We start from the raw sequence: 21,145 nt of genomic DNA, 5'->3' as shown, positions 1-21,145 counted from the left end.
TGCCAATATGTAGACGTGGCCGAAGAGCTGGCGATTGATCGTGCAAAGCAGCTATTTGGCTGTGAATTCGCGAACGTTCAGCCAAACTCTGGCTCTCAGGCAAACCAAGGTGCTTTCACTGCGCTGATCAAGCCAGGCGACACCATTCTGGGCATGAACCTCGCATCCGGTGGTCACCTGACCCACGGTGCCGCCCCAAACCAATCCGGCAAATGGTTCAACGCCATCCAATACGGTGTGCGCAAGCAAGACAACCTGATCGACTATGATGAAGTTCAGGCGCTGGCGACAGAGCACCAGCCAAAACTGATCATCGCGGGTGGTTCCGCGATCCCACGTCAGATCGATTTTGCCAAGTTCCGCGAAATCGCTGACTCCGTAGGCGCATACCTGATGGTGGACATGGCGCACTTTGCCGGTCTGGTGGCTGCAGGCGAGCACCCTTCCCCGTTCCCATATGCGGATGTAGCAACGACAACCACACACAAAACCCTACGCGGCCCGCGTGGCGGCATGATCCTGACCAACAACCCTGACATCGCAAAGAAAGTGAACTCTGCGATCTTCCCGGGTATCCAAGGTGGTCCTCTGATGCACGTGATCGCAGCCAAAGCGGTGGCATTTGGCGAAGCGCTGCGTCCTGAGTTCAAAACCTACCAACAGCAGGTGCGCGCAAACGCAGTTGCACTGGCAGATCAACTGATGAAGGGCGGTCTGGACATCGTCACCGGCGGCACCGACACCCACGTAATGCTGGTGGACCTGCGTCCAAAAGGCGTGAAAGGCAACGCAACAGAGAAAGCTCTGGGTCGCGCGCATATCACAGCGAACAAAAACGGCATCCCGTTTGACCCAGAAAAACCAATGGTGACTTCTGGTCTGCGTCTTGGCACCCCTGCGGGCACAACCCGCGGCTTTGGCGAAGCAGAGTTCCGTCAGATTGCAGATTGGATCGTCGAAGTTGTCGATGGCCTTGCGGCAAACGGCGAAGAAGGCAACGCAGACGTTGAAGCAAAAGTGAAAGCAGAAGTCGCAGAGCTCTGCGCGCGCTTCCCGCTTTATGACAACCTGTAGGCTTCTCTGCAGACAATAACATTGACCGTGTCCAAGCTTTTGGGCACGGTTTTTTTGTGTTTTCAAAGCCGTTTAGTGCATTTCTAGTAATGAGAATTTAATGCCCCAAAACCGCACCCGTCAGTTAGAGCGCCATTTAGGGGACTGGATGCGGCACCGCCTTCCGTTTGGGGTCGCCGAATTTGTGATGTTTGTGCTCAAACAAGGCTGGGCCGCCATCTTTGGCGCCGCCCTTTTGGCTGGCATCATCATCAGTAGTCAGATCTGGCAAGCGGATTGGCCTATCGCGCGGTACGATGCGCTTTTGGCCTACGCTTTGGGGCTTCAAATCCTGTTTTTGGCGACTGGTATGGAGTCCTGGCGCGAGGTTCGGGTGATCCTTCTGTTTCACTTCACCGGCACTGCGATGGAGATCTTCAAAGTCCACGCCGGCAGTTGGGCCTATCCCGGCGACGGAATCATGAAGCTATACAATGTGCCCCTGTTTTCAGGCTTTATGTATGCCGCTGTTGGGTCATACATGGCGCGCGTCATCCGGCTGTTTGACATGCGGTTCGCCCCCTATCCACCGTTCTGGACAACCGTCCTTCTGGGCACGGCGATCTATGTAAATTTCTTCGCCCATCACTTCCTTCCTGACATCCGCCTTGCTCTGTTTGCAGCCACGGTCATCCTTTTCATCAGAACACGTATTTGGTTCTCGATTGGCGCACGCTGGTATTGGATGCCCTTGCCGCTCGCCGCTTTCTTCTCGAGCTTCTTTCTGTGGCTCGCAGAAAATATCGGCACATTCACCAAGACATGGCTTTATTCCGGCCAATCCAGCGACCAATGGGTGAGCTTTGCCAAAATGGGGTCTTGGTATCTTCTGCTCTATGTCAGCTTCGTCACCGTCACGCTGGTCTTCCGTGAAGCCCTTTCTTCAAAGCCCCACGTGCCCGAGACACCACCTCATCCGCTCTTTGCGAAATAGGCAACTAAGGCAATCAACGCCAAGGCACAGAGCAGATTGAACACCAAAGTCGACGCGATATCGAGTGCGCGCCCTTTCATCGCGTCTTTGCGATCATAGGCTTCAATCGCCGCGACAAGGGCATCGTAAGGCGCTTTCAAAGGCGCGGGATCCAAGTGCAAAGCAATCTTTGGGTTTTGGGCATGGGACTGCGCTTTGATCAGCTTCTGTGCATTGCGATGGGCCGATTTTGGCAGACGCCGCCCAATTTTGCGCATGGCAGAGGCCAAATCATCCGCTTGAATGCCAAATTGACGATCGATCAACCGCAAGATCTGCTGAATTTCAGAATTTAACGTCTTTGCATCAATCACTTAAACGCGCTCCCTGAGGCCTCTTACCACGACATAGGCAACCACAACAGGGGGTTGCCCAACAGGGGCCCTGTGATAAGTCATGCACCCATGTTGAATATGATCTCTCATGGTGAGCCCACCGACCGACCACCGCTTTTGATTGTGCACGGACTTTACGGGTCTGCGCGCAATTGGGGTGTGATTGCCAAGAAGCTCTCGGATGAACGCCAGGTCTTTGCGGTGGACATGCGCAACCATGGTAACTCGGATTGGCAAGACAGCCACAGCTACCCGGATATGGCGGCGGATTTGGCCGAGGTTTTAAACGAGATCGGCCCGGCGGACGTTCTGGGTCATTCCATGGGCGGCAAAGCATGCATGGTCGCCGCACTCCACACGCCAGACCTTATCAAACGTCTGGTTGTGGCAGACATCGCCCCGGTGCCTTACACCCACACCCAAGCGCAGTTCATCGTCGCGATGAAAGCAGTGAACCTAGAGACGGTTGAGAAACGCTCGGACGCTGTGGCGCAGTTGGAAGCGGCCGGTGTCGAGGATCCCACCTTGCGCAATTTCTTCACCCAATCCCTTGACCTCAAATCCAAAAAATGGCGCCTGAACCTCGATGTGCTTCAGGCAGAAATGGACAAAATCGTTGGCTTCCCTGCGGATGTCAGCGGTGTATTCGACAAGCCCACACTGTTCCTGTCAGGTGCAATGTCAGACTACGTGCTGCCCGAGCATCGCCCCACGATCCGCGAGTTCTTTCCAAAAGCACAATTCGTGAAGATGTCCGGCGCGGGCCATTGGTTACACGCAGAGAAACCGGCGGAATTCATGGCAACCGTCCGCGCTTGGCTTAATCGGTGACAAGAACAACAAAATAAGCGCAACAACACAAGATGTAGTTGATTTTTGCGCAAGCCACCTATATCCCTGCCCTTACAGGTGCATAAAGACGCGGTATGCAGAACTGACGCAAGGGGCTCGTTGTTTTCACAACGAGCCCCTTCTCATTAGTGACTGCTCTACACCTTTTGCCACGGTTTCAGACGCGCAAGCGCGGACACCGAGCGCTGCTCGATATATTCAGAAAAAACTGTCGTCCAAAATAGAAGAAGACGTCAGGTGCTCAGACGCGGTCCTCGCAGCAAGGGGCGAACCCCCAATCCCTGACGCCTTCCTAGAATGTTCAGATAGCGGAGCTCCACACGGGAAAACCAAGATCCTCTTCATTCAAATGCAAATGCTCTGTCGAGCCTTCGCACAGCGGGATACGATCCAATGGGGCAGACTTTGATGGGCGAACCCTCCAAAGCAATCCACTGGGGTCGCTCCCCCCAAGTCGGATGTAAGACCACCGATCAAGCGAACTTGATCAAAAGCCACCTAACACAAGCCCATGAAGTGTAGTCCGAAGACATCATCCATGTGACCGGCATTAGAACCGACCTCACAAAGGGTTTTTGCACTGCCTTCCCGCGAGGGTCGCTCTGAAAGAGCACCTGTTGTTTCGGCCAGCGTCTCAGATCGGTTGGATCATCTCAGTTCCACAAGTCAGGTCCGAAAACCGCGCCTATAAAACAGTGTCTTACAACAAGGGCCGAAACCCTAGATTATCCGTGCTGGAAAGATCCGTTCCCGTCCCCTTCCCGCGCCAGCCCTGAGAGACCTTTGCGTCCCGCTTGAGAGTGTCTGGTTTGATCTGATGATCTTGCCGTGTGCTCTCTTGCGTTGGATTAACGTTGGCATTTGATTTGGGCATCCGGCAAGAAAAATATTGAATGTTATGTGATTTTCTTGAGGGTAAACCATTGGAAAGGCTTGTGGATTTCCTGTGGATAAGTCGAAATTTCGGTGTTTTGCGGCAGGCTTGCACCGTTGGAAAAGAAATTTCGAGAAAAGTGCAGATGCTGCATTGCGGCGTTTGGGATTTTGCGGGGTGTGGATGAGAATCGGTGTGTAGGGTGCGTGATTTCACGCACCATCCAACGCTCCGATTCCATGTGGTGCGGGCAAGCACGCACCCTACGTTCACTTTTTATCAACCCATTTCCTGTTCAAATACCCCATGCCGAATTACCTCCGCCCCAAACAATCCGGCGCTACAATATTCTTCACAGTCGCTTTGGCGGACCGCTCATCGCAGCTATTGATAGATGACATTCAAGGTTTAAGGGAAGCCGTCATCAAAACACGGCAGGAACGTCCGTTCAAAATCGACGCATGGGTCGTTCTCCCAGATCACATGCATTGCATTTGGACATTGCCAGCAGGTGACAGTGATTACGCGACACGATGGCGGTTGATCAAATCCCGGTTTTCACGACGGCATCCAGTCGGTCCACGCAGCAAAAGCCATATGGCGCGGAATGAGCGCGGCATTTGGCAACGTCGATATTGGGAACATCACATACGCGACCGGGAAGATTATGACACCCACATCCGATATTGTTGGGTGAACCCGGTCAAACACGGATATGTCGAAAACCCCGAAGATTGGCCGTTTTCAACCATAAATGCATTTGGCCCGTAGGGTGCGTGATCTCACGCACCATTTCAACGTCAGCGCAAATCGAAACCGTCGAGCGGTACGTGCAAGCACACACCCTACCATTATGGCACTCTTAGAGCCGGGAATTACCATGCAGCTTCATTTCATGGATTCGGTTATAAACAAACTTGTTTTCGATTAATGCGAAGTGCTCAGACATTCGCCTTCCAAACGAAGTTGCTCGCGCATCTGCGCTTTTAAGAGCCAGATATGAACAAACATCAGCCGCCTGGCAGCCAATCTCACTTTTCGGTGCAAAGTAGTGACCCAGAAAATTATCCAGATCGACAATTAAGCTTTCCTGCCCTATTTCGTGCAACATTGAGTACCCACTTCCCTGATCCAAATTTGAAAACTGAGAAGAGCGTAGCGTCGCCTCCGCGTCCAACTCGTGAATCAGCGTGAATGGTTCATCCTCGGGCGGCCGATACATCAGCCAGAAGTTCATTAGACAAAATTGGACACGCCGTTGGCGAGTCAGAGCTTTTTGGCCTTTACTTTCGCAAAACAGTTGAATCGATTTATTGAAATATCCTAACCGAAAAATCCGACTACAATTCTCGACCAATGAATCCAAAAATACTTTTAAATAACTGAATTTTTGAGGGTCGGGATATTCCCTTAGAAAGTCGGTGCCATGCAAAATCGGTACTTTGGGGACGAAGGACTCGTCTTTACCTTGGATCAAACGCTCCAATTTGCATGCTTCATGGGCGAACTGCTCCCTGAAACCAATCAATTTCCTCGGTGAAAATTCTACGACAGTTACCGCAGTAAAGTCATGGCCATTAAGTTGACCCTCACTTTCATCTGAAAAAAGTGTTTTCAAGCCAACGCAGCCTTATCAATCGTCCATCTTCAGCGCCGAAATAAACGCTTCCTGCGGGATATCCACCTTACCAAACTGGCGCATCTTCTTTTTACCCGCCTTCTGCTTCTCCAGCAGTTTCTTCTTCCGGGTCGCGTCGCCGCCGTAGCATTTCGCGGTCACGTCTTTGCGCAGTGCAGACAGCGTCTCGCGCGCGATCACCTTGCCGCCAATCGCCGCCTGGATCGGGATTTTGAACATGTGACGCGGGATCAGATCCTTGAGCTTTTCACACATCGCCCGCCCACGCATCTCTGCACGATCCCGGTGCACCATGGTGGATAGCGCATCCACCGGCTCGTCATTCACCAGAACGGACATCTTCACGAGGTTATCCTCGCGGTAGCCCGTCATCTGATAGTCAAAGGACGCATAGCCCTTGGTCACGGATTTCAGACGGTCGTAGAAGTCAAAGACCACCTCGTTCAGTGGCAGGTCATAGACCACCATTGCGCGGGTGCCCGCATAGGTCAGGTCTTCTTGAATGCCGCGGCGGTCCTGGCAGAGTTTCAGCACGTCGCCGAGGTATTCGTCCGGAACAAGAATTGTCGCCTTGATACGCGGCTCTTCCAGGTGGTCGATTTTGGAGGGGTCAGGCATGTCGGCGGGGTTGTGGAGCTCGATCATCTCCATTTCCTCGTCCTGCTTGGCCTTCATATAGATGTGGTAGATCACCGACGGGGCGGTGGTGATCAGCTCGATGTTGTATTCGCGTTCAATCCGGTCGCGGATCACTTCAAGGTGCAAAAGACCCAAGAAGCCGCAGCGGAAGCCAAAGCCAAGTGCGGCAGAGGTTTCCATTTCAGATGAGAAAGACGCGTCATTCAGCGCAAGCTTTTCAATCGCATCGCGCAGGTCTTCAAATTCAGAGCTGTCGACCGGGAAGAGGCCACAGAAAACCACCGGCTGGGCTGGCTGGAAGCCCGGCAGCGCTTCTTCGGTGCCGTTGCGGTCATTGGTGATCGTATCACCCACCCGCGTGTCGCGGACCTGTTTGATCGACGCGGTCAGGAAGCCGATTTCCCCCGGCCCAAGTTCATCGACCATCTGCATTTCCGGGCGGAAGACGCCGACGCGGTCCACGGAATGCAGCGTGTCGTTGGACATAAACTTCACGCGCTGACCCTTTTTCAGGGTACCGTCCATGATCCGCACCAGAACGATCACGCCGAGATAGGCGTCATACCATGAATCCACCAGCATTGCCTTGAGCGGTGCATCGCGAGTGCCTTCTGGGGCTGGGAGTTCGTCAACGATGGCCTGCAGAGTTTCACGGATGCCCTGCCCGGTTTTCGCCGAAACCTGCAACGCGCCCGTTGCATCGATGCCAATCACGTCTTCGATCTGTTCCGCCACGCGGTCGCAGTCAGACGCTGGCAGGTCGATCTTGTTCAGCACTGGCACGATCTCGTGATCGGCCTCAATCGCCTGATAGACATTCGCGAGCGTCTGCGCTTCCACCCCTTGGGTGGAGTCCACGACAAGCAATGAGCCTTCTACCGCTTTCATGGAGCGGGAGACTTCATAGGCAAAGTCTACGTGGCCCGGGGTGTCGATGAGGTTCAGGACATATGTGTCCCCATCATCGGCCACATAATCGATGCGCACGGTGTTGGCTTTGATCGTAATCCCACGCTCGCGTTCGATATCCATGCTGTCCAGCAGCTGTTCCTTCATGTCACGATCTTCCACCGTGCCCGTCTCTTGGATCAGGCGGTCAGCGAGGGTGGATTTCCCGTGGTCGATATGGGCGACGATGGAGAAATTGCGGATTTTCGAAAGCTCTGTCATGCAGGGGGATATGTCGTGGAAACGCTTGCTGGTCAAGCGGTTCTGAACAGGCTGACGGTGTGGGGATTTGTTCCGTCGGATGCCTCCGGCGGGAGTATTTTTGCAAAGAAGAAGATTAGCCCGTTAAGCGGCGGGCCGACAGCCAACTTAGAGCGGCCATGAGGGCGGCTGTTGCGAGGCAGAGCGGGAGGCCCCCGACTTGGTAACTGACGCCAGACAAAAGCGTTCCAACGAGGCGCCCTGCAGCGTTGGACATGTAGTAAAAGCCGACGTCCATGGTGACGCGCTCGTCGCTGGTGAAGGCGAGGATCAGGTAGCTGTGGACCGAGCTGTTTACGGCGAAGATGAAACCGAAGATCAACAGGCCTGTGACGACGATCGGCGTTAAGAATGGGATTTGGGCGTAGACAGCGGCGGCTAGGGCTGCCGGGACCAGCGTTAGCAATCCGACCCAGAGAATGGCGGAGTTCACGATCTGCGCGGTGTCGCGCTCGGCCGCTTTCAGCAGCTTCGGGGCGAGGCCTTGGACGAAGCCATAAAGGATGATCCAGACCGCCATGAAAGTACCGATGGTGAAGAATGCCGCGCGGTTGCCGGCCTCGGTACCGTCGCTCAGCACCGCGTAGAAATAGATCGGGATGCCAACGACGAACCACACATCGCGCGCGCCGAATAGGAACATGCGGGCAAGGCTTAAACGGTTGATATTGCGGTCTTTGGACCAAACCTGGGAGAATTTCGCCGACTTTTTACCCTGCGGCAGACCCGGCGGCATGAAGATCACGGTTCCGATTAGGATCAGTGTCAGAACCGCAGCCATCGCCCAGATCGCTGTTAGGAAACCAAAGACCGCGAGCAACCCTGCCCCCAGCAAGAATCCAAAGCCTTTGACGGCATTCTTGGACCCGGTGAGGATCGCCACCCAACGGAAGAGCCCGCCCTGCCCTTTTGGAGCCAGCAGCTTGACCGCAGACTTTGCCGACATTTTGGAAAGGTCTTTGGCGACACCCGACAGGCCCTGCACGCACATCACAAAGATGACCGATGCCGTGATCCCCCAAGCGGGATCAAGCTGTGCCAGCGCAACCAATGCAACCACTTGCAGGCTCAATCCGGCATAAAGCGTGGATGTCAGACCGAAGCGCGCCGCAATCCAGCCCGCTGAGAGGTTGGTGATAACCCCCATCACCTCATAGAGGATAAAGAGATAGGCGAGCTGCACCGGTGAAAACCCGAGCGTGTGAAAGTGCAGCAGCACCAACATCCGCAGCGCACCATCGGTGAGCATGAAAGCCCAATAGGCGGCGGTCACTGTGATATAGGCGGCAAGGCCGTTTGGTTTTTCAGATGTGGTCTCTGCCATGGCTCTGATCCTGGAAAAGAGAAAAGCCCGGCTAAATCGCCAGGCTGTGGGTTACAGGCTTTCTGCCACCATTTTTGTGATGTCCGCCAAGCGGCAGCAGTAGCCCCACTCGTTGTCATACCACGCGTAGATTTTAACCTGACGCTTGTTCACGACCATGGTGGATGGCGCATCAACGATGGTGGAGCGATCATCATCAGTGAAGTCACAGCTGACCAGCGGGCGGGCCTCATAGCCCAAGATATCCTTCAGAGCGCCCTTGGCCGCCTCTTCCATGGCCGCGTTGACCTCTTCTTCGGTCACATCGCGGGTGACGTCAAAGACGATATCGGTCAGAGATGCGTTCAGCAGCGGTACGCGTACGGCGTGGCCGTTGATGCGGCCTGCGAGCTCTGGGAAGATCTGCACGACAGCTTTGGCAGACCCGGTTGTGGTCGGGATCAGCGAGTTCAGCGCAGAGCGCGCGCGGCGCGGGTCTTTGTGGACCTTGTCGACAATGGTTTGTGTGTTGGTGACATCGTGAATGGTGGTGAAAGACGCCTGCTCGATCCCGAAGGTTTCCAGCATGACTTTCACAACCGGTGCAATGCAGTTGGTGGTACAGCTGGCGGCGGTGACGATGCGCTGATCGTCATAGAGGTCGTGGTTCACGCCATAAACGATATTCAATGCTTCTTCGATCTTGACCGGAGCTGAGATCACAACCTTCTTCACGCCTGCATCAAAATAGGGCTGCAGCGTTTCGGATGTTTTGAATTTGCCAGAGCATTCGATCACCAGATCAACACCATCCAACGGCAGATTAGCAGGCTTCATCTCTTGTGTGAAACGCATGGTCTGGCCATTCATGGTGATGCTCTCTGCATCATGGGACACATCGCCCTTCCAGCGGCCATGCACGGTGTCAAACTCGACCAACAAAGCGTGGGTATCGATGTCGCCAAACGGGTCGTTCAACAGAACAATGTGCTCTCCCAACCCCATATCAAATAGGCGACGCAGCACAAGCTTGCCCATGCGGCCTATGCCGTTTATTGCGATTTTAGTCATTATTTCAATTCCTTACGAACGAACATTAGGATGGAAACCAACCGCGCGTGCGATTGGCAAAAGCAACAAGAGAGAGCATTACGGGGACTTCGACCAATACACCTACGACGGTGGCAAGCGCGGCACCCGAACCCAGGCCGAAGAGGCTGATGGCCACGGCAACGGCGAGCTCAAAGAAGTTTGACGTGCCGATCAACGCACAGGGTGCGGCCACATTGAACGGCACTTTCCAAAGCCGCGCTGCGCCATAAGCCACAAAGAAGATGCCATAGCTTTGGATCAACAGCGGGATCGCGATGAGCAGGATCACCAAGGGGCGGTCCAAGATCACCTGCCCCTGAAAGCCAAACAACAACACAACGGTCATCAAAAGCCCAACAATCGACGCTGGCTTGACCTTTGCTTGAAAGGCTTCGACTGCGGCTTCGCCACCTTGGCGGGTCAACAGACGGCGCGTGATCATGCCAGCGATCAACGGCAAGGCGACATAGAGAACAACGGAGATAATCAGCGTATCCCACGGCACAGTAATGTCACTGACCCCAAGCAGCAGCGCAACGATGGGTGCAAAGGCAAAGACCATGATCACGTCGTTTACCGAGACCTGCACCAGCGTATAGGTCGCATCTCCGCGTGTCAGATTGGACCACACAAAGACCATCGCGGTGCAAGGTGCGGCCCCCAATAGGATGACCCCCGCCAAATAAGCCTGCGCGTCATCTTCTGGAATGAGGCCCGCAAAGACATATTCAAAGAACAACACACCAAGCGCGGCCATTGTGAAAGGCTTGATCAGCCAATTTACAACCAAGGTGATGATGATGCCTTTGGGGCGGTCTCCAATCTGTTTAAGGGCGGAAAAATCCACCCCGACCATCATTGGATACACCATCGCCCAGATCAAAACCGCCACCGGCAGGTTGACCGAGGCCACCTCCAAGGACGCCAAAGTGGCAAAAAGCCCCGGCACAAGACTGCCCAACAGCAGACCTGCTGCAATGGCCAAAGCGACCCAAAGGGACAATAGGCGCTCAAACGTGCCGAGGCCGGCATCGCTGAGCGGCGCAATGGTGTCATCTGTCATAGAGTTAGCCGTCCTCGTCTTCGCTATCTTGGATTTCACCAATCGCATCCATTTCTTTTTGCAATGCCAGAGCATCCAAAGACTCGATTGGGAGATTTGCAAAAATAGTGATCCGATTGCGCAATTGAGCGAAGGTTTTGGCAAAGATCACACCCGTGTGTGCTTCGTTTCCTTCGAAGCTGACCGGATCGGGCACGCCCCAATGCGCGGACATCGGCTGCCCGGGCCATATTGGGCAGGTTTCACCCTTCGCCTTGTCACAGACCGTGATAACGAAATCCATCAAAGGTGCGTCTTCTTTGCCAAATTCATCCCAGCTTTTGGAGCGGAACTGGCTGATGTCATAGTTATTACGCTCTAGCAGAGCCATCGCATTATCGTTTGGCGCAGTCGCTGGATTGGAACCTGCTGAAAAGGCTTTGAATTTGCCCAAACCTTCGCGCTGCATAATGGCCTCTGCCATCAAGGAACGCGCGGAATTTGCACTGCAGAGAAACAGGATATTATAGGTCTTCTGGGTCATAGGATTACCCTTTCAACATTTTCGAGTGATGTCTTCGATCAGAGGGCGGCACATCTCTGGTCGCCCCCCACAGCAATCTTGCAAAAGAAAGCCCAGCAACCCTTGCAGGCCATCCATATTGGCGAAATACCGAATGGCCCTGCCCTCTCGGCTGTTGTGCACAAGGCCCGCATTCATCAGCACGGATAAGTTCGTGGACATGGTGTTCTGACGCGCTTCCAGGGCCTCTGCCACCTCCCCGGCTAGCATCCCTTCATCCCCGGACTGCACAAGCAATCTGAAGGCATCCAGTCTGGCAGTTTGACTAAGGGCGGCAAAAGCCGAAAGAGCAGCTGGTTTATCCATATATCTGGAATTATTGATACTTCATGAGTCGGTCAACCAAGAACCTCGTAATCCTTGATGAAGTTTTCATGACAACAAATCGGGTCTTTCAGCCGTAAACATCCAAAGGACGATCATCCAACATCGTTTCCATGCTGAAAAGCCCGGTCACCACGTCCAAATCGAACCCTGCGGTCAGTTTTCGGTATACAGCGTCATAACCCGACATGCCCCGAGTGACGACTTTGAGCATATAGTCCCACTCCCCACCAATGCGGTGCATCTCTGCGACCTCGGGGATACGCCCGACATGTTTGCGGAAGTCTTCCGCCCATTCGATAGAGTGGTTGCGGGTCCGGATCATGACGAAAACCGTCAGATCCAGACCCAGCTGCGTCGCGTTTAGCCGCGTCCGCGAGCCCTGTATGAAACCCAATTCATCTAGACGTTTCAGTCGCCGCCAAAGCGCGTTTTGAGACAAACCAACTCGATCCGCGACGTCCCGCTGGGACAATCCCGCATCGCGCTGCATCACATCCAGCACCCGGCGATCAATGTCGTCTATTTTGTTCATTTTCTCTATCATATGACACAGTATTATACTTATCAATCCAATATTTGATTAATTTTTTCTAAATTTATCGGGTCAATATGGAGAAGTTAAAACAAAGGACCGATCAAATGCTCTACCCTGAGACCGCATTCGCAAATTTTGACAACATGCTTCAGTGTCTTGAGGACCCGATTGCCGAGCTGCGTTCTGGTTTGATCGGCGCAAACGTCAGGATCGACACGCCTACTGGGCAAAAGAAAATGATCTATGCGGATTATGTGGCCTCCGGGCGCGCGCTCCGGCAAATCGAAGACTTCGTTTTGGAGGAAGTGCTTCCCTATTACGCAAACTCTCATACCGAGCAGAGCCTCTGTGGCGCGCGCATGACCAGAATGCGAGAAGAAGCACGTGGCCTGATCGCGCGGCATTGTAATGCAAACGCCAACGAACATGCGGTTATTTTCGGGGGATCCGGAGCGACAACCGGGTTGAACCAAGCCATCCATCTTTTTGGCATCCATGCCGCCGTCGCCGCCGGCCGGCCAGTTCATGTTCTTGTGGGCCCATACGAGCATCACTCAAACCTCCTACCTTGGCGCGAAAGCGGCGCAGAAGTGATTGAGATCGCAGAGGCAACGGAGGGCGGTGTTGATCTTGACGATCTTATAAGCGTGCTCGCGGAAATCGCAGACAAGGACAGCCTCATTATCGGTGCCTTTTCAGCAGCCTCGAACGTGACGGGCGTTTGCACCGACCCTGCACCGATCTCACGATTGATCAAAGCTCACGGTGGACGCGTTCTTTGGGACTACGCCGGCGGCGCGCCTTATCTGCCAATGTCTATGTCCCCTGACGGGATTAATATCGATGCCATCGTTTTCAGCCCACACAAGTTTATCGGCGGCCCCGGCGCGTCTGGCATACTCATCATCCGCCGCGATGCGGTCACAACGATGCAGCCAAGTCGTCCAGGCGGTGGCACCGTTGCCTTTGTGAACGAACGCCAGCACGACTATGTCGACCGCCTTGAACAACGCGAAGAAGGCGGAACGCCCAACGTCGTGGGTGACATCCGCGCCGCACTTGCGGTTCTGGTGAAAGAGAGCATTGGCCAGACTCAAATCACATCAATCAATCAAAGATTGAGTGCTTTCGGATTTCGCGCGGCAAACAGTCTGCCTGGCATGGACATGCTCGCGCCTGCGCGCACAGACCGGTTGCCGATCTTCTCTTTTGTCCCGAGAGACAAAAAGGGTCAGCGCTTAGACTACCGGCATTTCACACAGCAGCTCTCAGAAAGCTATGGCATCCAAGCCCGCGGCGGCTGTAGCTGCGCTGGTCCATATGTGCATTCCCTCCTTGGCATCAGTGACATTCAATCAGAACAGCTGCGCGACGCGCTGTTGAATGGAGATGAAGAAGGCAAGCCTGGATTTGTGCGTTTTAACCTCAGTTACCTGATGGACGACGCGACAATTGATGCGATTTTTTCGGGAATTGGCGCGCTTTTGGAAGAGTCTGCTGGCATTGGCTGTGGGTAAGCCTGTGCAGAAACCGTGTATAAAACTCTGGATAGAAATACCGATGTTGTGAACTTTGGTATTCAGCCCAATGAAAGGCCCCAATAATTTAGTCCACAGGTTAGGGATAAGTGGCTCGGTTTTGAGCGACCTCAGTTTCCGAGCACTCAACACGATTGTGTTCGTCAAAGTACGCAGAGCGCTTCGGATTTCGCCTCAGAATGGCATAGAAAATCGCAGAAAAAAGTTCAAAATGTCTTAATTGCGCCGCATAAATCTTTGTTTTAAAACAAGTATTTTACAATTAAGCCTTCAGAAGGCGCGTCTGCAACCGCAAAGCTTTCAGCACGGCCGCTTGTTTTCCCAAAGCACGGAAAACTATAAATATTGAATAAGTGATAGTAAACATCTCCATTTTCAGCTCATGAAAAAAATTTGTTTGAAAAAGATAAGTCAAACAAGGCGCGAAACACGGAATTACACCGCCTCTCGCCTCTGAAATGCGCCCGACCCCTGTGCAACGACCCGGCCAGTTTGATCCAAAACCCGCGCCTCAGCGAAGAACGTGCGCTTTCCGCCGCCAGTCAAATTGGCCTCAGCAATCAGCAAATCCCCCTCAGCCCTTGCAACAAAGTTCACAGTCAAAGACATCGTCAAAGCCAAATTTCGCTTTCCCGGATCACCTGTGTAGGTCCCGCAAAACCCCATCGCCGTATCCAAGAGCGTGGCGTAATTGCCGCCATGGGGAATACCCGCACGGTTCATTAAGAATGGTTCAATGGGTTGCTCGAGCCGTGCATACCCCTCCTCCCAATGAGTCAGGCGATACCCCATGTGATCTTGGAACGCAGAATTTGGTTCTTTCAGCTGCGGATCTAACGGCTTTCGATCGGTCAAATTGAGACTCCCTAGGGTTGAGCAATGCGAACATGCACAAAATGCGTTCACCGGTGCACATAGCCATATCTTGGACAACGGTCGCCGCGCCACTAGTTTCAGGACGAAAGGAGAGCATTATGTCGCTACGTCCCACTTTAGAAACGCGCCAAGCCATTCCGACCATGGAGGGCGCTGGCGTTCACTTGCACCGCGCTTTTGGGTTTCATGAGCCAAGCCAGCTTGATCCGTTCTTGCTGTTTGATGACTTTCGGAATGAAAACCCAGAAGACTACGCGCAAGGCTTTCCGTGGCATCCCCATCGCGGAATTGAAACCATTACATATGTTTTGTCTGGCACCGTGGATCACATGGATAGCCTCGGCAACGAAGGCAGTCTGGACGCCGGTGGCGTGCAGTGGATGACCGCTGGCTCCGGCATTCTCCATCAGGAAATGCCGAAAGGAAACGCCGATGGCCAAATGCACGGCTTCCAGCTTTGGGCCAATTTGCCGTCTGACCTGAAAATGACCGCACCGCGCTATCAGGATATGAAGGGCAGCGATATCCCCGAGATCCTGGAAGACGACGGAACCCGCGTGAAGGTGATCATCGGAGATTTCTGGGGTAAAACAGGCCCAATTGATGGGATCGCAGCAGATCCGCAATACCTAGATATCTACGTTCCTCCGGGCGTCAAAAAGACGTTCCCGGTCGATACCTATCGTCGGGCCTTTGCTTATGTCTTTGAAGGGGCTGGTGCTTTTGCGGATGCCAGCAATCCGACAGGTGTGCTGCTTGAAAAAGAAGTGGCAGGTCAGGAGGTTAACATTCGGGACATGAGCGGTAACCGCACGTTGGTGCGCTTTGGCACGGGCGATGAAGTCACTGTTCAAGCAGGCCCAGAGGGCATTCGCTTTCTGCTGATCTCAGGTGCACCGATCCAAGAGCCGGTGGCTTGGCACGGACCCATTGTGATGAACACTGGTGAAGAACTGCAGCAAGCGTTCAAAGAGCTGCGCAACGGCACCTTCATCAAACCGGCACACTAGTGGCTCACGCAGTCACGGCCTTTCGGGTCATTTCCCAATAGATATCTTGCACCTCTTCGAGAGGCAGACGCCCTGTCTCTCGGAACCACGTGTTCACTCCGGTCAACATGGCGATCAAAGCCATTGACGCGATCTTTGCATCAGGCACAGAAAACGAACCGTTCCGAGCGCCCTCTTCCAAAATATCTTCGAGCTTTCCCTCATATGTGCTGCGCAAGCCTTCGATGACTGCGAAGTTTTCAGGCGTGAGATTGCGGAGCTCCATATAAGCGATAAAAACGGCATCACGACGCACATGGTGGTATCCAACGTGAAAGCGCGCGAAATGTTCAAGCCGTGCCATTGGCGTATCTGGTCGCGTCTCTTGATCCCATGCCGCCACCAATTTCTCCATGTGATCGCGCATCAATCCAAAGAGCAGACTTTGCTTATCAGGCGTGTAATTATAGAGCGCGCCGACTTGCACCCCAACTTCAGAGGCAATTTTGCGCATAGAAACAGCCGCATAGCCGCTTTCCGCGAATAGCTTTAGCGCGGCCTCCAAAATACGCGGGCCGGTGATTTCAGAATGTGAGCCGGATGTGCGCGCCATCTATCGCCCCGTGTTTAGAAAAATCGGAGCGGTTATTGAACAATTGTTCCGAAAAAACGCAAGCCGAAACGTCGTTTTTTGAGACTCGCGGCCAAATCAGAAATGTTTAGCTGACTCAATTGCAGCTCGTGTGCGAAACCGCTACACGGCTTGCGAGCAGTCGAAGTTAAAGGAGATTGTGATGACAGAACCGTTGCGTCTGGGCATTGCTGGGCTTGGCACCGTCGGGGTCGGCGTGGTCAAAATCGTTCGCCAAAAAGCCAACCTTTTGGCGGCGCGAACTGGACGCCCTGTGGTTATCACCGCGGTCTCTGCCCGCTCTCGCGACAAAGATCGCGGCGTGTCTTTGACTGATTATGCTTGGGAAGACGATCCGGTTGCTTTGGCACAGCGCGATGACGTCGATGTCTTCGTTGAACTAATGGGGGGCCATGAGGGCTCTGCCAAAGACGCCACCGAGGCGGCGATTACGGCGGGCAAAGACGTGGTGACAGCAAACAAAGCCCTGCTCGCCATTCACGGCCAAGCGCTTGCAGAGCAAGCCGAAGCAAATGGTTGCGTGATCCGGTTTGAAGCGGCGGTTGCTGGCGGCATTCCTGTGATCAAGTCTTTGACCGAAGGCCTTGCGGGCAATGAGATCACCCGCGTCATGGGTGTGATGAACGGCACCTGTAACTACATCCTGACCCGCATGCAGGACGCAGGTCTGCCTTATGACGAAGTCTTCGCCGAGGCTGACGCGCTTGGTTATCTGGAGGCCGATCCGAACTTGGATGTGGGCGGTATTGATGCCGGTCACAAACTGTCGCTTTTGTCCTCTATCGCGTTCGGTACAAAGGTTGCCTTCGACGGTGTCGAGCTAGAAGGCATTCAGCGCATCTCGATTGAAGATATTAATCAGGCGGAAGACTTGGGCTATCGCATCAAGCTTCTGGGCGTCGCGCAGCTGACCGGCCGTGGTCTAGAACAACGCATGTCTCCATGCCTCGTGCCAGCCGACAGCCCGTTGGGCCAGCTCAAAGGCGGTACAAACATGGTCGTTCTGGAAGGTGACGCGGTTGAACAAGTTGTTCTGCGCGGCCCCGGAGCAGGCGAAGGCCCGACCGCAAGCGCGGTGATGGGCGATATCTGTGATGTCGCACGCGGTTTGCGCCTGTCGACCTTTGGCGTTCCCGCAAAAGAGCTCGAAGAAGCAAAACCGGCAACGTCAAACTCGCCAGCACCCTACTATGTGCGCCTAGAACTGTTGGACCGCCCCGGCGCAATGGCAAAACTCGCCTCAGCCTTGGGCGATGCGGGTGTCAGCATTGATCGCATGCGTCAAAGCCAACACGATGGCACTGAAGCGCCGGTATTGATCGTCACGCACAAAACCCAACGCAGCGCTCTGCAAGATGCACTTGAAGCACTCAAAGGCTCTGACGTTCTGGCAAGCGACCCTGTCGCCCTGCGCATCGAGACTGTTTGATAACGATACCAGAACGCGCAGCGGCTTGTGAGACACCGCTGCGCCCGCTACACCTGTGTCCATAAAGATCATTTTAAGGACCACTTCGATGAGCACCCAGCCTGAATTTCACGATCGTATGTTGGCTCTGGGCTTGGCCCGTGTCGCTGAACAAGCCGCTTTGGCCTCTGCCACATTGGTCGGCCGCGGCGATGAAAAAGCCGCAGACCAAGCGGCTGTTAACGCGATGCGCGAACAACTCAACATGCTGGATATTTCTGGCGTCGTCGTGATTGGCGAAGGCGAACGCGATGAGGCGCCCATGCTTTACATTGGCGAGGAAGTGGGGACAGGAAATGGTCCGGGCGTGGATATCGCGTTGGACCCGCTTGAAGGCACGACCCTTACAGCAAAAGACATGCCAAACGCTCTGACAGTGATTGCAATGGGCCCACGCGGATCGATGCTGCACGCCCCAGACGTTTACATGGACAAATTGGCGATTGGTCCGGGCCATCCTGAAGGCATCGTGACTTTGGACATGCCTCCTGCGACGCGCGTCTCTGCCCTTGCGACTGAAAAAGGCTGCCTGCCGAAAGACATCACTGTGTGTATTCTTGAACGCCCTCGCCATGAGGACATGATCGAAGAAGTACGCAGCACCGGTGCATCCATTCGCCTCATTACCGACGGCGACGTGGCTGGTGTCATGCACTGCGCCGACAGCGCAACCACCGGCATCGACATGTATATGGGCCAAGGTGGCGCACCCGAAGGTGTGCTTGCGGCGGCGGCACTAAAGTGCATGGGCGGGCAAATGTCTGGCCGTTTGCTTTTTCGTAATGACGACGAAAAAGCGCGCGCGCGCAAAGCGGGAATCGAAGACCTCGACCGGATCTATACGCGCGACGAGATGGTCACCGCGGATGTGATCTTTGCTGCGACCGGTGTCACCGGCGGCTCTCTCCTGCCGGGCATTAAGCGCGAGCCAGGCTGGCTTGAAACAACCACGTTGCTCATGCGCTCTAAATCCGGTTCCGTGCGTCGTATGACCTACCGCACTCCAACGGAATAAGTCACAACCGCATGGGTGACTTTCTCAACGTTTCCAGTTCTCTAACGGGCCGCCGCTGGGTGGGCCCGTCGATAGAAATTGACCGAGCTTCAGAAGCGTTAGAACAAGACACCACCCTACCCCGGGCTCTTTGCCAAGTGTTGGCAAGACGCGGTGTGCCTGCGCATGAGGCAGAGAATTTCCTTGCTCCAGCATTGCGGGATCTGCTGCCAGATCCCCGCTCTTTACGGGATATGGAAAAAGCTGCGGCGCGTTTCTTGGAAGCCGTCAAAAACCGCCAGACAATTGCAGTCTTTGCTGACTATGACGTCGATGGTGGCAGCTCTGCAGCGCTCTTGCTCGTTTGGCTGCGGGACATGGGCCTGTCAGCGACGCTTTACGTGCCGGACCGCATTGACGAAGGCTATGGCCCAAATGACGCCGCTATGGCGGAATTGGCCAGTAAGCATGATTTGATCATTTGTGTGGACTGCGGCACGCTTTCCCATGGTCCAATCGCCGCTGCAAAAGGCGCGGATGTCATCGTGCTTGATCACCACCTTGGCGGAGAAACCTTGCCCGAGTGCCACGCGGTAGTGAACCCAAACCGCCAGGATGAAGATGGCGCACTGGCCTATCTCTGTGCCGCCGCGGTGGTGTTCCTGATGCTCGTGGAAGCCAATCGCCAAATGCGCGAGGACGGCGCGAAAGGTCCTGACCTCATGGCGATGCTCGATCTGGTCGCTCTTGCAACGGTCGCGGACGTCGCGCCACTCATTGGCGCAAACCGTGCGCTGGTCCGGCAAGGCCTTAAGGTTATGGCACGTCGTGAACGTCCTGGCCTCGTGGCGCTTTCCGATGTCTCGCGCATGGACACGGCTCCAACAAGTTATCATCTGGGCTTCCTGCTTGGCCCGCGCGTTAACGCAGGTGGACGCATTGGGCAAGCCGACCTCGGCGCGCGCCTTTTGGCGACGGCAGATGCTCACGAGGCCCAAGCACTGGCCGACCGACTTGACCAACTGAACACCGAACGCCGAGACATTGAATCCGCCGTGCGCGCAGCAGCGATGGAACAAGCGGAAGAACGGGGCCTTAATGCGCCTTTGGTTTGGGCCTCCGCTGATGGCTGGCATCCGGGTGTGGTGGGAATTGTGGCCAGTCGATTGAAAGAATCCACCAACCGCCCTGCCATCGTGATCGGTTTTGACGGCGACGAAGGCAAAGGGTCGGGACGATCGGTTTCAGGCATCGACCTTGGGGCTTCTATCCAAAAGCTCGCTGCAGAAGGCCTGCTTGTAAAAGGCGGCGGCCACAAAATGGCTGCAGGTCTTACGGTTATGCGAGACAAACTCGAACCAGCGATGGAGCGGCTTGCCGAACTTCTAGACAAACAAGGGGCCGGTGCCATCGGTCCGGCTGACCTAAAGCTTGACGGCATGCTGATGCCAGGCGCTGCATCTCTGGATCTCGTAAACCAACTCGAAGCCGCAGGTCCTTTTGGCGCAAGCGCCCCTGCCCCTCGCTTTGCTTTCCCAGATGTGGAAATCCGCTTTGCCAAACGCATAGGCGACAACCACCTTAAAATCACCTTCAGCGACGGGCTTGCAGCGCGGCTTGAAGCGATCTGTTTTGGCGCATATGACACCCCAATTGGCGCGGCGTTGGAAAACCACGGCGGCAAACGTTTTCACTTGGCCGGGCGACTGGACATTAACACCTGGGGTGGCCGTCAGGCTGTTCAGCTCCGACTTGAGGATGCGGCCCCGGCATAGGCGCTTTCTTTTTGGCCCAAATATCTCGGAGTGAATTGCCCGCAGGGCAAGAGGGGCAGAGCCCCTCCATCAGCTTCTGAGATTTTTTCAAATCCCTGCAAATTTCCGCTTGCGCCACACCAGCGCTTTGCATAAATACCGCCTCACGCTTCGGAATGGCCCGTTCGTCTATCGGTTAGGACGCCAGGTTTTCAACCTGGAAAGAGGGGTTCGATTCCCCTACGGGCTGCCACCGAAGCTAGAAACTCCCTGATAGATAAGGGACTTTTGAAACGCCAATTTGCGACTCGTTTGCAATGTGGCCCGTTCGTCTATCGGTTAGGACGCCAGGTTTTCA

The 21,145-nt window shown here is 54.6% G+C and carries 21 protein-coding genes and 1 tRNA gene; 10 read left to right on the top strand and 12 right to left on the bottom strand.

Going from position 1 to position 21,145, the window contains the following annotated elements; translation table 11 throughout:
• Together glyA and TA5113_RS07880 are read left to right on the top strand one after the other, a co-directional pair.
• Window positions 1–1,074: serine hydroxymethyltransferase (gene glyA / locus TA5113_RS07885; RefSeq protein ID WP_058316679.1), on the top strand; the 1,074-nt coding region annotated here is incomplete at its 5' end.
• Between the two features lie 100 nt (window positions 1,075–1,174).
• Complete coding sequence (locus TA5113_RS07880) at window positions 1,175–2,047, top strand: DUF817 domain-containing protein (RefSeq protein WP_058314674.1); 873 nt, start codon at window positions 1,175–1,177, stop codon at window positions 2,045–2,047.
• Here the strand turns inward: TA5113_RS07880 and TA5113_RS07875 are convergent.
• Window positions 2,026–2,400: a hypothetical protein gene (locus tag TA5113_RS07875; RefSeq protein ID WP_058314673.1), complete on the bottom strand. Its 375-nt coding sequence runs from the start codon at window positions 2,398–2,400 to the stop codon at window positions 2,026–2,028. The two genes, TA5113_RS07880 and TA5113_RS07875, sit on opposite strands and share 22 nt — an antisense overlap.
• Window positions 2,401–2,490: 90 nt before the next feature.
• On the opposite strand from TA5113_RS07875, the gene TA5113_RS07870 reads away from it, so the two are divergent.
• Window positions 2,491–3,252: an alpha/beta fold hydrolase gene (locus TA5113_RS07870; protein ID WP_058314672.1), complete on the top strand. Its 762-nt coding sequence runs from the start codon at window positions 2,491–2,493 to the stop codon at window positions 3,250–3,252.
• Window positions 3,253–4,169: 917 nt separating this feature from the next.
• Here the strand turns inward: TA5113_RS07870 and TA5113_RS07865 are convergent.
• Window positions 4,170–4,370, bottom strand: coding sequence for a hypothetical protein (locus TA5113_RS07865; RefSeq protein ID WP_131726410.1), 201 nt, complete (start codon window positions 4,368–4,370; stop codon window positions 4,170–4,172).
• Between the two features lie 83 nt (window positions 4,371–4,453).
• Here TA5113_RS07865 and TA5113_RS07860 point away from each other — a divergent pair, with 83 nt between their 5' ends.
• Window positions 4,454–4,918, top strand: coding sequence for an REP-associated tyrosine transposase (locus TA5113_RS07860; protein WP_058314670.1), 465 nt, complete (start codon window positions 4,454–4,456; stop codon window positions 4,916–4,918).
• A 91-nt stretch (window positions 4,919–5,009) separates the two neighbouring features.
• Here the strand turns inward: TA5113_RS07860 and TA5113_RS07855 are convergent, their stop codons facing one another.
• From TA5113_RS07855 to TA5113_RS07820, 8 genes are all read right to left on the bottom strand, one after another.
• Window positions 5,010–5,765, bottom strand: coding sequence for a hypothetical protein (locus TA5113_RS07855; RefSeq protein WP_058314669.1), 756 nt, complete (start codon window positions 5,763–5,765; stop codon window positions 5,010–5,012).
• Window positions 5,766–5,780: 15 nt separating this feature from the next.
• Window positions 5,781–7,595 (bottom strand): translation elongation factor 4, encoded by a 1,815-nt coding sequence (lepA, locus tag TA5113_RS07850; protein WP_058314668.1) that lies wholly within the window; start codon window positions 7,593–7,595, stop codon window positions 5,781–5,783.
• Between the two features lie 115 nt (window positions 7,596–7,710).
• Entirely contained in the window at window positions 7,711–8,958 is a 1,248-nt protein-coding gene (arsJ, locus tag TA5113_RS07845; protein WP_058314667.1) for an organoarsenical effux MFS transporter ArsJ, read from the bottom strand.
• A 51-nt stretch (window positions 8,959–9,009) separates the two neighbouring features.
• On the bottom strand, window positions 9,010–10,008 hold the full coding sequence (locus TA5113_RS07840) for an ArsJ-associated glyceraldehyde-3-phosphate dehydrogenase (protein ID WP_058314666.1): 999 nt from the start codon (window positions 10,006–10,008) through the stop codon (window positions 9,010–9,012).
• Window positions 10,009–10,033: 25 nt separating this feature from the next.
• Window positions 10,034–11,092 (bottom strand): ACR3 family arsenite efflux transporter, encoded by a 1,059-nt coding sequence (gene arsB, locus TA5113_RS07835; protein ID WP_058314665.1) that lies wholly within the window; start codon window positions 11,090–11,092, stop codon window positions 10,034–10,036.
• A 4-nt stretch (window positions 11,093–11,096) separates the two neighbouring features.
• Window positions 11,097–11,615 carry an arsenate reductase ArsC gene (locus TA5113_RS07830; RefSeq protein ID WP_058314664.1) on the bottom strand — a complete coding sequence of 173 codons (519 nt, stop codon included), beginning with the start codon at window positions 11,613–11,615 and terminating at the stop codon, window positions 11,097–11,099.
• 12 nt (window positions 11,616–11,627) lie between these two features.
• On the bottom strand, window positions 11,628–11,960 hold the full coding sequence (locus TA5113_RS07825; protein WP_058314663.1) for an ArsR/SmtB family transcription factor: 333 nt from the start codon (window positions 11,958–11,960) through the stop codon (window positions 11,628–11,630).
• Window positions 11,961–12,048: 88 nt separating this feature from the next.
• Window positions 12,049–12,513, bottom strand: coding sequence for an Lrp/AsnC family transcriptional regulator (locus tag TA5113_RS07820; protein ID WP_220387200.1), 465 nt, complete (start codon window positions 12,511–12,513; stop codon window positions 12,049–12,051).
• 107 nt (window positions 12,514–12,620) lie between these two features.
• Between TA5113_RS07820 and TA5113_RS07815 the strand changes: the two genes are divergently transcribed.
• Window positions 12,621–14,033: an aminotransferase class V-fold PLP-dependent enzyme gene (locus tag TA5113_RS07815; protein ID WP_058316669.1), complete on the top strand. Its 1,413-nt coding sequence runs from the start codon at window positions 12,621–12,623 to the stop codon at window positions 14,031–14,033.
• A 456-nt stretch (window positions 14,034–14,489) separates the two neighbouring features.
• Here TA5113_RS07815 and TA5113_RS07810 read toward each other — a convergent pair whose 3' ends face one another.
• A complete protein-coding gene (locus TA5113_RS07810; protein WP_245627141.1) occupies window positions 14,490–14,909 on the bottom strand; it encodes a PaaI family thioesterase in 420 nt (139 codons plus the stop codon).
• Window positions 14,910–15,028: 119 nt separating this feature from the next.
• Between TA5113_RS07810 and TA5113_RS07805 the strand changes: the two genes are divergently transcribed.
• A complete protein-coding gene (locus TA5113_RS07805) occupies window positions 15,029–15,940 on the top strand; it encodes a pirin family protein (RefSeq protein ID WP_058314660.1) in 912 nt (303 codons plus the stop codon).
• 4 nt (window positions 15,941–15,944) lie between these two features.
• Here TA5113_RS07805 and TA5113_RS07800 read toward each other — a convergent pair whose 3' ends face one another.
• Window positions 15,945–16,532 (bottom strand): TetR/AcrR family transcriptional regulator, encoded by a 588-nt coding sequence (locus TA5113_RS07800; protein WP_058314659.1) that lies wholly within the window; start codon window positions 16,530–16,532, stop codon window positions 15,945–15,947.
• A gap of 181 nt (window positions 16,533–16,713) precedes the next feature.
• Here TA5113_RS07800 and TA5113_RS07795 point away from each other — a divergent pair, with 181 nt between their 5' ends.
• The 4 genes from TA5113_RS07795 to TA5113_RS07780 all read left to right on the top strand — a co-directional run bounded on the left by TA5113_RS07795 (window position 16,714) and on the right by TA5113_RS07780 (window position 21,040).
• Complete coding sequence (locus TA5113_RS07795) at window positions 16,714–18,000, top strand: homoserine dehydrogenase (protein WP_058314658.1); 1,287 nt, start codon at window positions 16,714–16,716, stop codon at window positions 17,998–18,000.
• An 88-nt stretch (window positions 18,001–18,088) separates the two neighbouring features.
• Window positions 18,089–19,054, top strand: coding sequence for a class II fructose-bisphosphatase (gene glpX / locus TA5113_RS07790; RefSeq protein WP_058314657.1), 966 nt, complete (start codon window positions 18,089–18,091; stop codon window positions 19,052–19,054).
• Window positions 19,055–19,065: 11 nt separating this feature from the next.
• The gene (gene recJ / locus TA5113_RS07785; protein WP_058314656.1) at window positions 19,066–20,808 is read left to right on the top strand and encodes a single-stranded-DNA-specific exonuclease RecJ; all 1,743 of its coding nucleotides are present in this window, start codon (window positions 19,066–19,068) and stop codon (window positions 20,806–20,808) included.
• A gap of 157 nt (window positions 20,809–20,965) precedes the next feature.
• Window positions 20,966–21,040 (top strand) — tRNA-Glu (locus TA5113_RS07780).
• The last annotated feature ends 105 nt before the right edge of the window (window positions 21,041–21,145 follow it).

The sequence above is a fragment of the Cognatishimia activa genome, assembly GCF_001458335.1.
Lineage (GTDB): Bacteria > Pseudomonadota > Alphaproteobacteria > Rhodobacterales > Rhodobacteraceae > Cognatishimia > Cognatishimia activa.
Note: the sequence above shows the minus strand (reverse complement) of the source record. Positions and strands in the feature narration are given on the sequence as shown.

Bases quoted from the DNA above. Each gene is read 5' to 3' on its own strand.
- TA5113_RS07880 (WP_058314674.1), top strand. From the start codon at position 1,175: ATGCCCCAAAACCGCACCCGTCAGTTAGAGCGCCATTTAGGGGACTGG.
- TA5113_RS07870 (WP_058314672.1), top strand. From the start codon at position 2,491: ATGTTGAATATGATCTCTCATGGTGAGCCCACCGACCGACCACCGCTT.
- TA5113_RS07865 (WP_131726410.1), bottom strand. From the start codon at position 4,370: ATGGTGCGTGAAATCACGCACCCTACACACCGATTCTCATCCACACCC.
- TA5113_RS07860 (WP_058314670.1), top strand. From the start codon at position 4,454: ATGCCGAATTACCTCCGCCCCAAACAATCCGGCGCTACAATATTCTTC.
- lepA (WP_058314668.1), bottom strand. From the start codon at position 7,595: ATGACAGAGCTTTCGAAAATCCGCAATTTCTCCATCGTCGCCCATATC.
- arsJ (WP_058314667.1), bottom strand. From the start codon at position 8,958: ATGGCAGAGACCACATCTGAAAAACCAAACGGCCTTGCCGCCTATATC.
- TA5113_RS07840 (WP_058314666.1), bottom strand. From the start codon at position 10,008: ATGACTAAAATCGCAATAAACGGCATAGGCCGCATGGGCAAGCTTGTG.
- arsB (WP_058314665.1), bottom strand. From the start codon at position 11,092: ATGACAGATGACACCATTGCGCCGCTCAGCGATGCCGGCCTCGGCACG.
- TA5113_RS07830 (WP_058314664.1), bottom strand. From the start codon at position 11,615: ATGACCCAGAAGACCTATAATATCCTGTTTCTCTGCAGTGCAAATTCC.
- TA5113_RS07825 (WP_058314663.1), bottom strand. From the start codon at position 11,960: ATGGATAAACCAGCTGCTCTTTCGGCTTTTGCCGCCCTTAGTCAAACT.
- TA5113_RS07820 (WP_220387200.1), bottom strand. From the start codon at position 12,513: ATGAACAAAATAGACGACATTGATCGCCGGGTGCTGGATGTGATGCAG.
- TA5113_RS07815 (WP_058316669.1), top strand. From the start codon at position 12,621: ATGCTCTACCCTGAGACCGCATTCGCAAATTTTGACAACATGCTTCAG.
- TA5113_RS07805 (WP_058314660.1), top strand. From the start codon at position 15,029: ATGTCGCTACGTCCCACTTTAGAAACGCGCCAAGCCATTCCGACCATG.
- TA5113_RS07800 (WP_058314659.1), bottom strand. From the start codon at position 16,532: ATGGCGCGCACATCCGGCTCACATTCTGAAATCACCGGCCCGCGTATT.
- TA5113_RS07795 (WP_058314658.1), top strand. From the start codon at position 16,714: ATGACAGAACCGTTGCGTCTGGGCATTGCTGGGCTTGGCACCGTCGGG.
- glpX (WP_058314657.1), top strand. From the start codon at position 18,089: ATGAGCACCCAGCCTGAATTTCACGATCGTATGTTGGCTCTGGGCTTG.
- recJ (WP_058314656.1), top strand. From the start codon at position 19,066: ATGGGTGACTTTCTCAACGTTTCCAGTTCTCTAACGGGCCGCCGCTGG.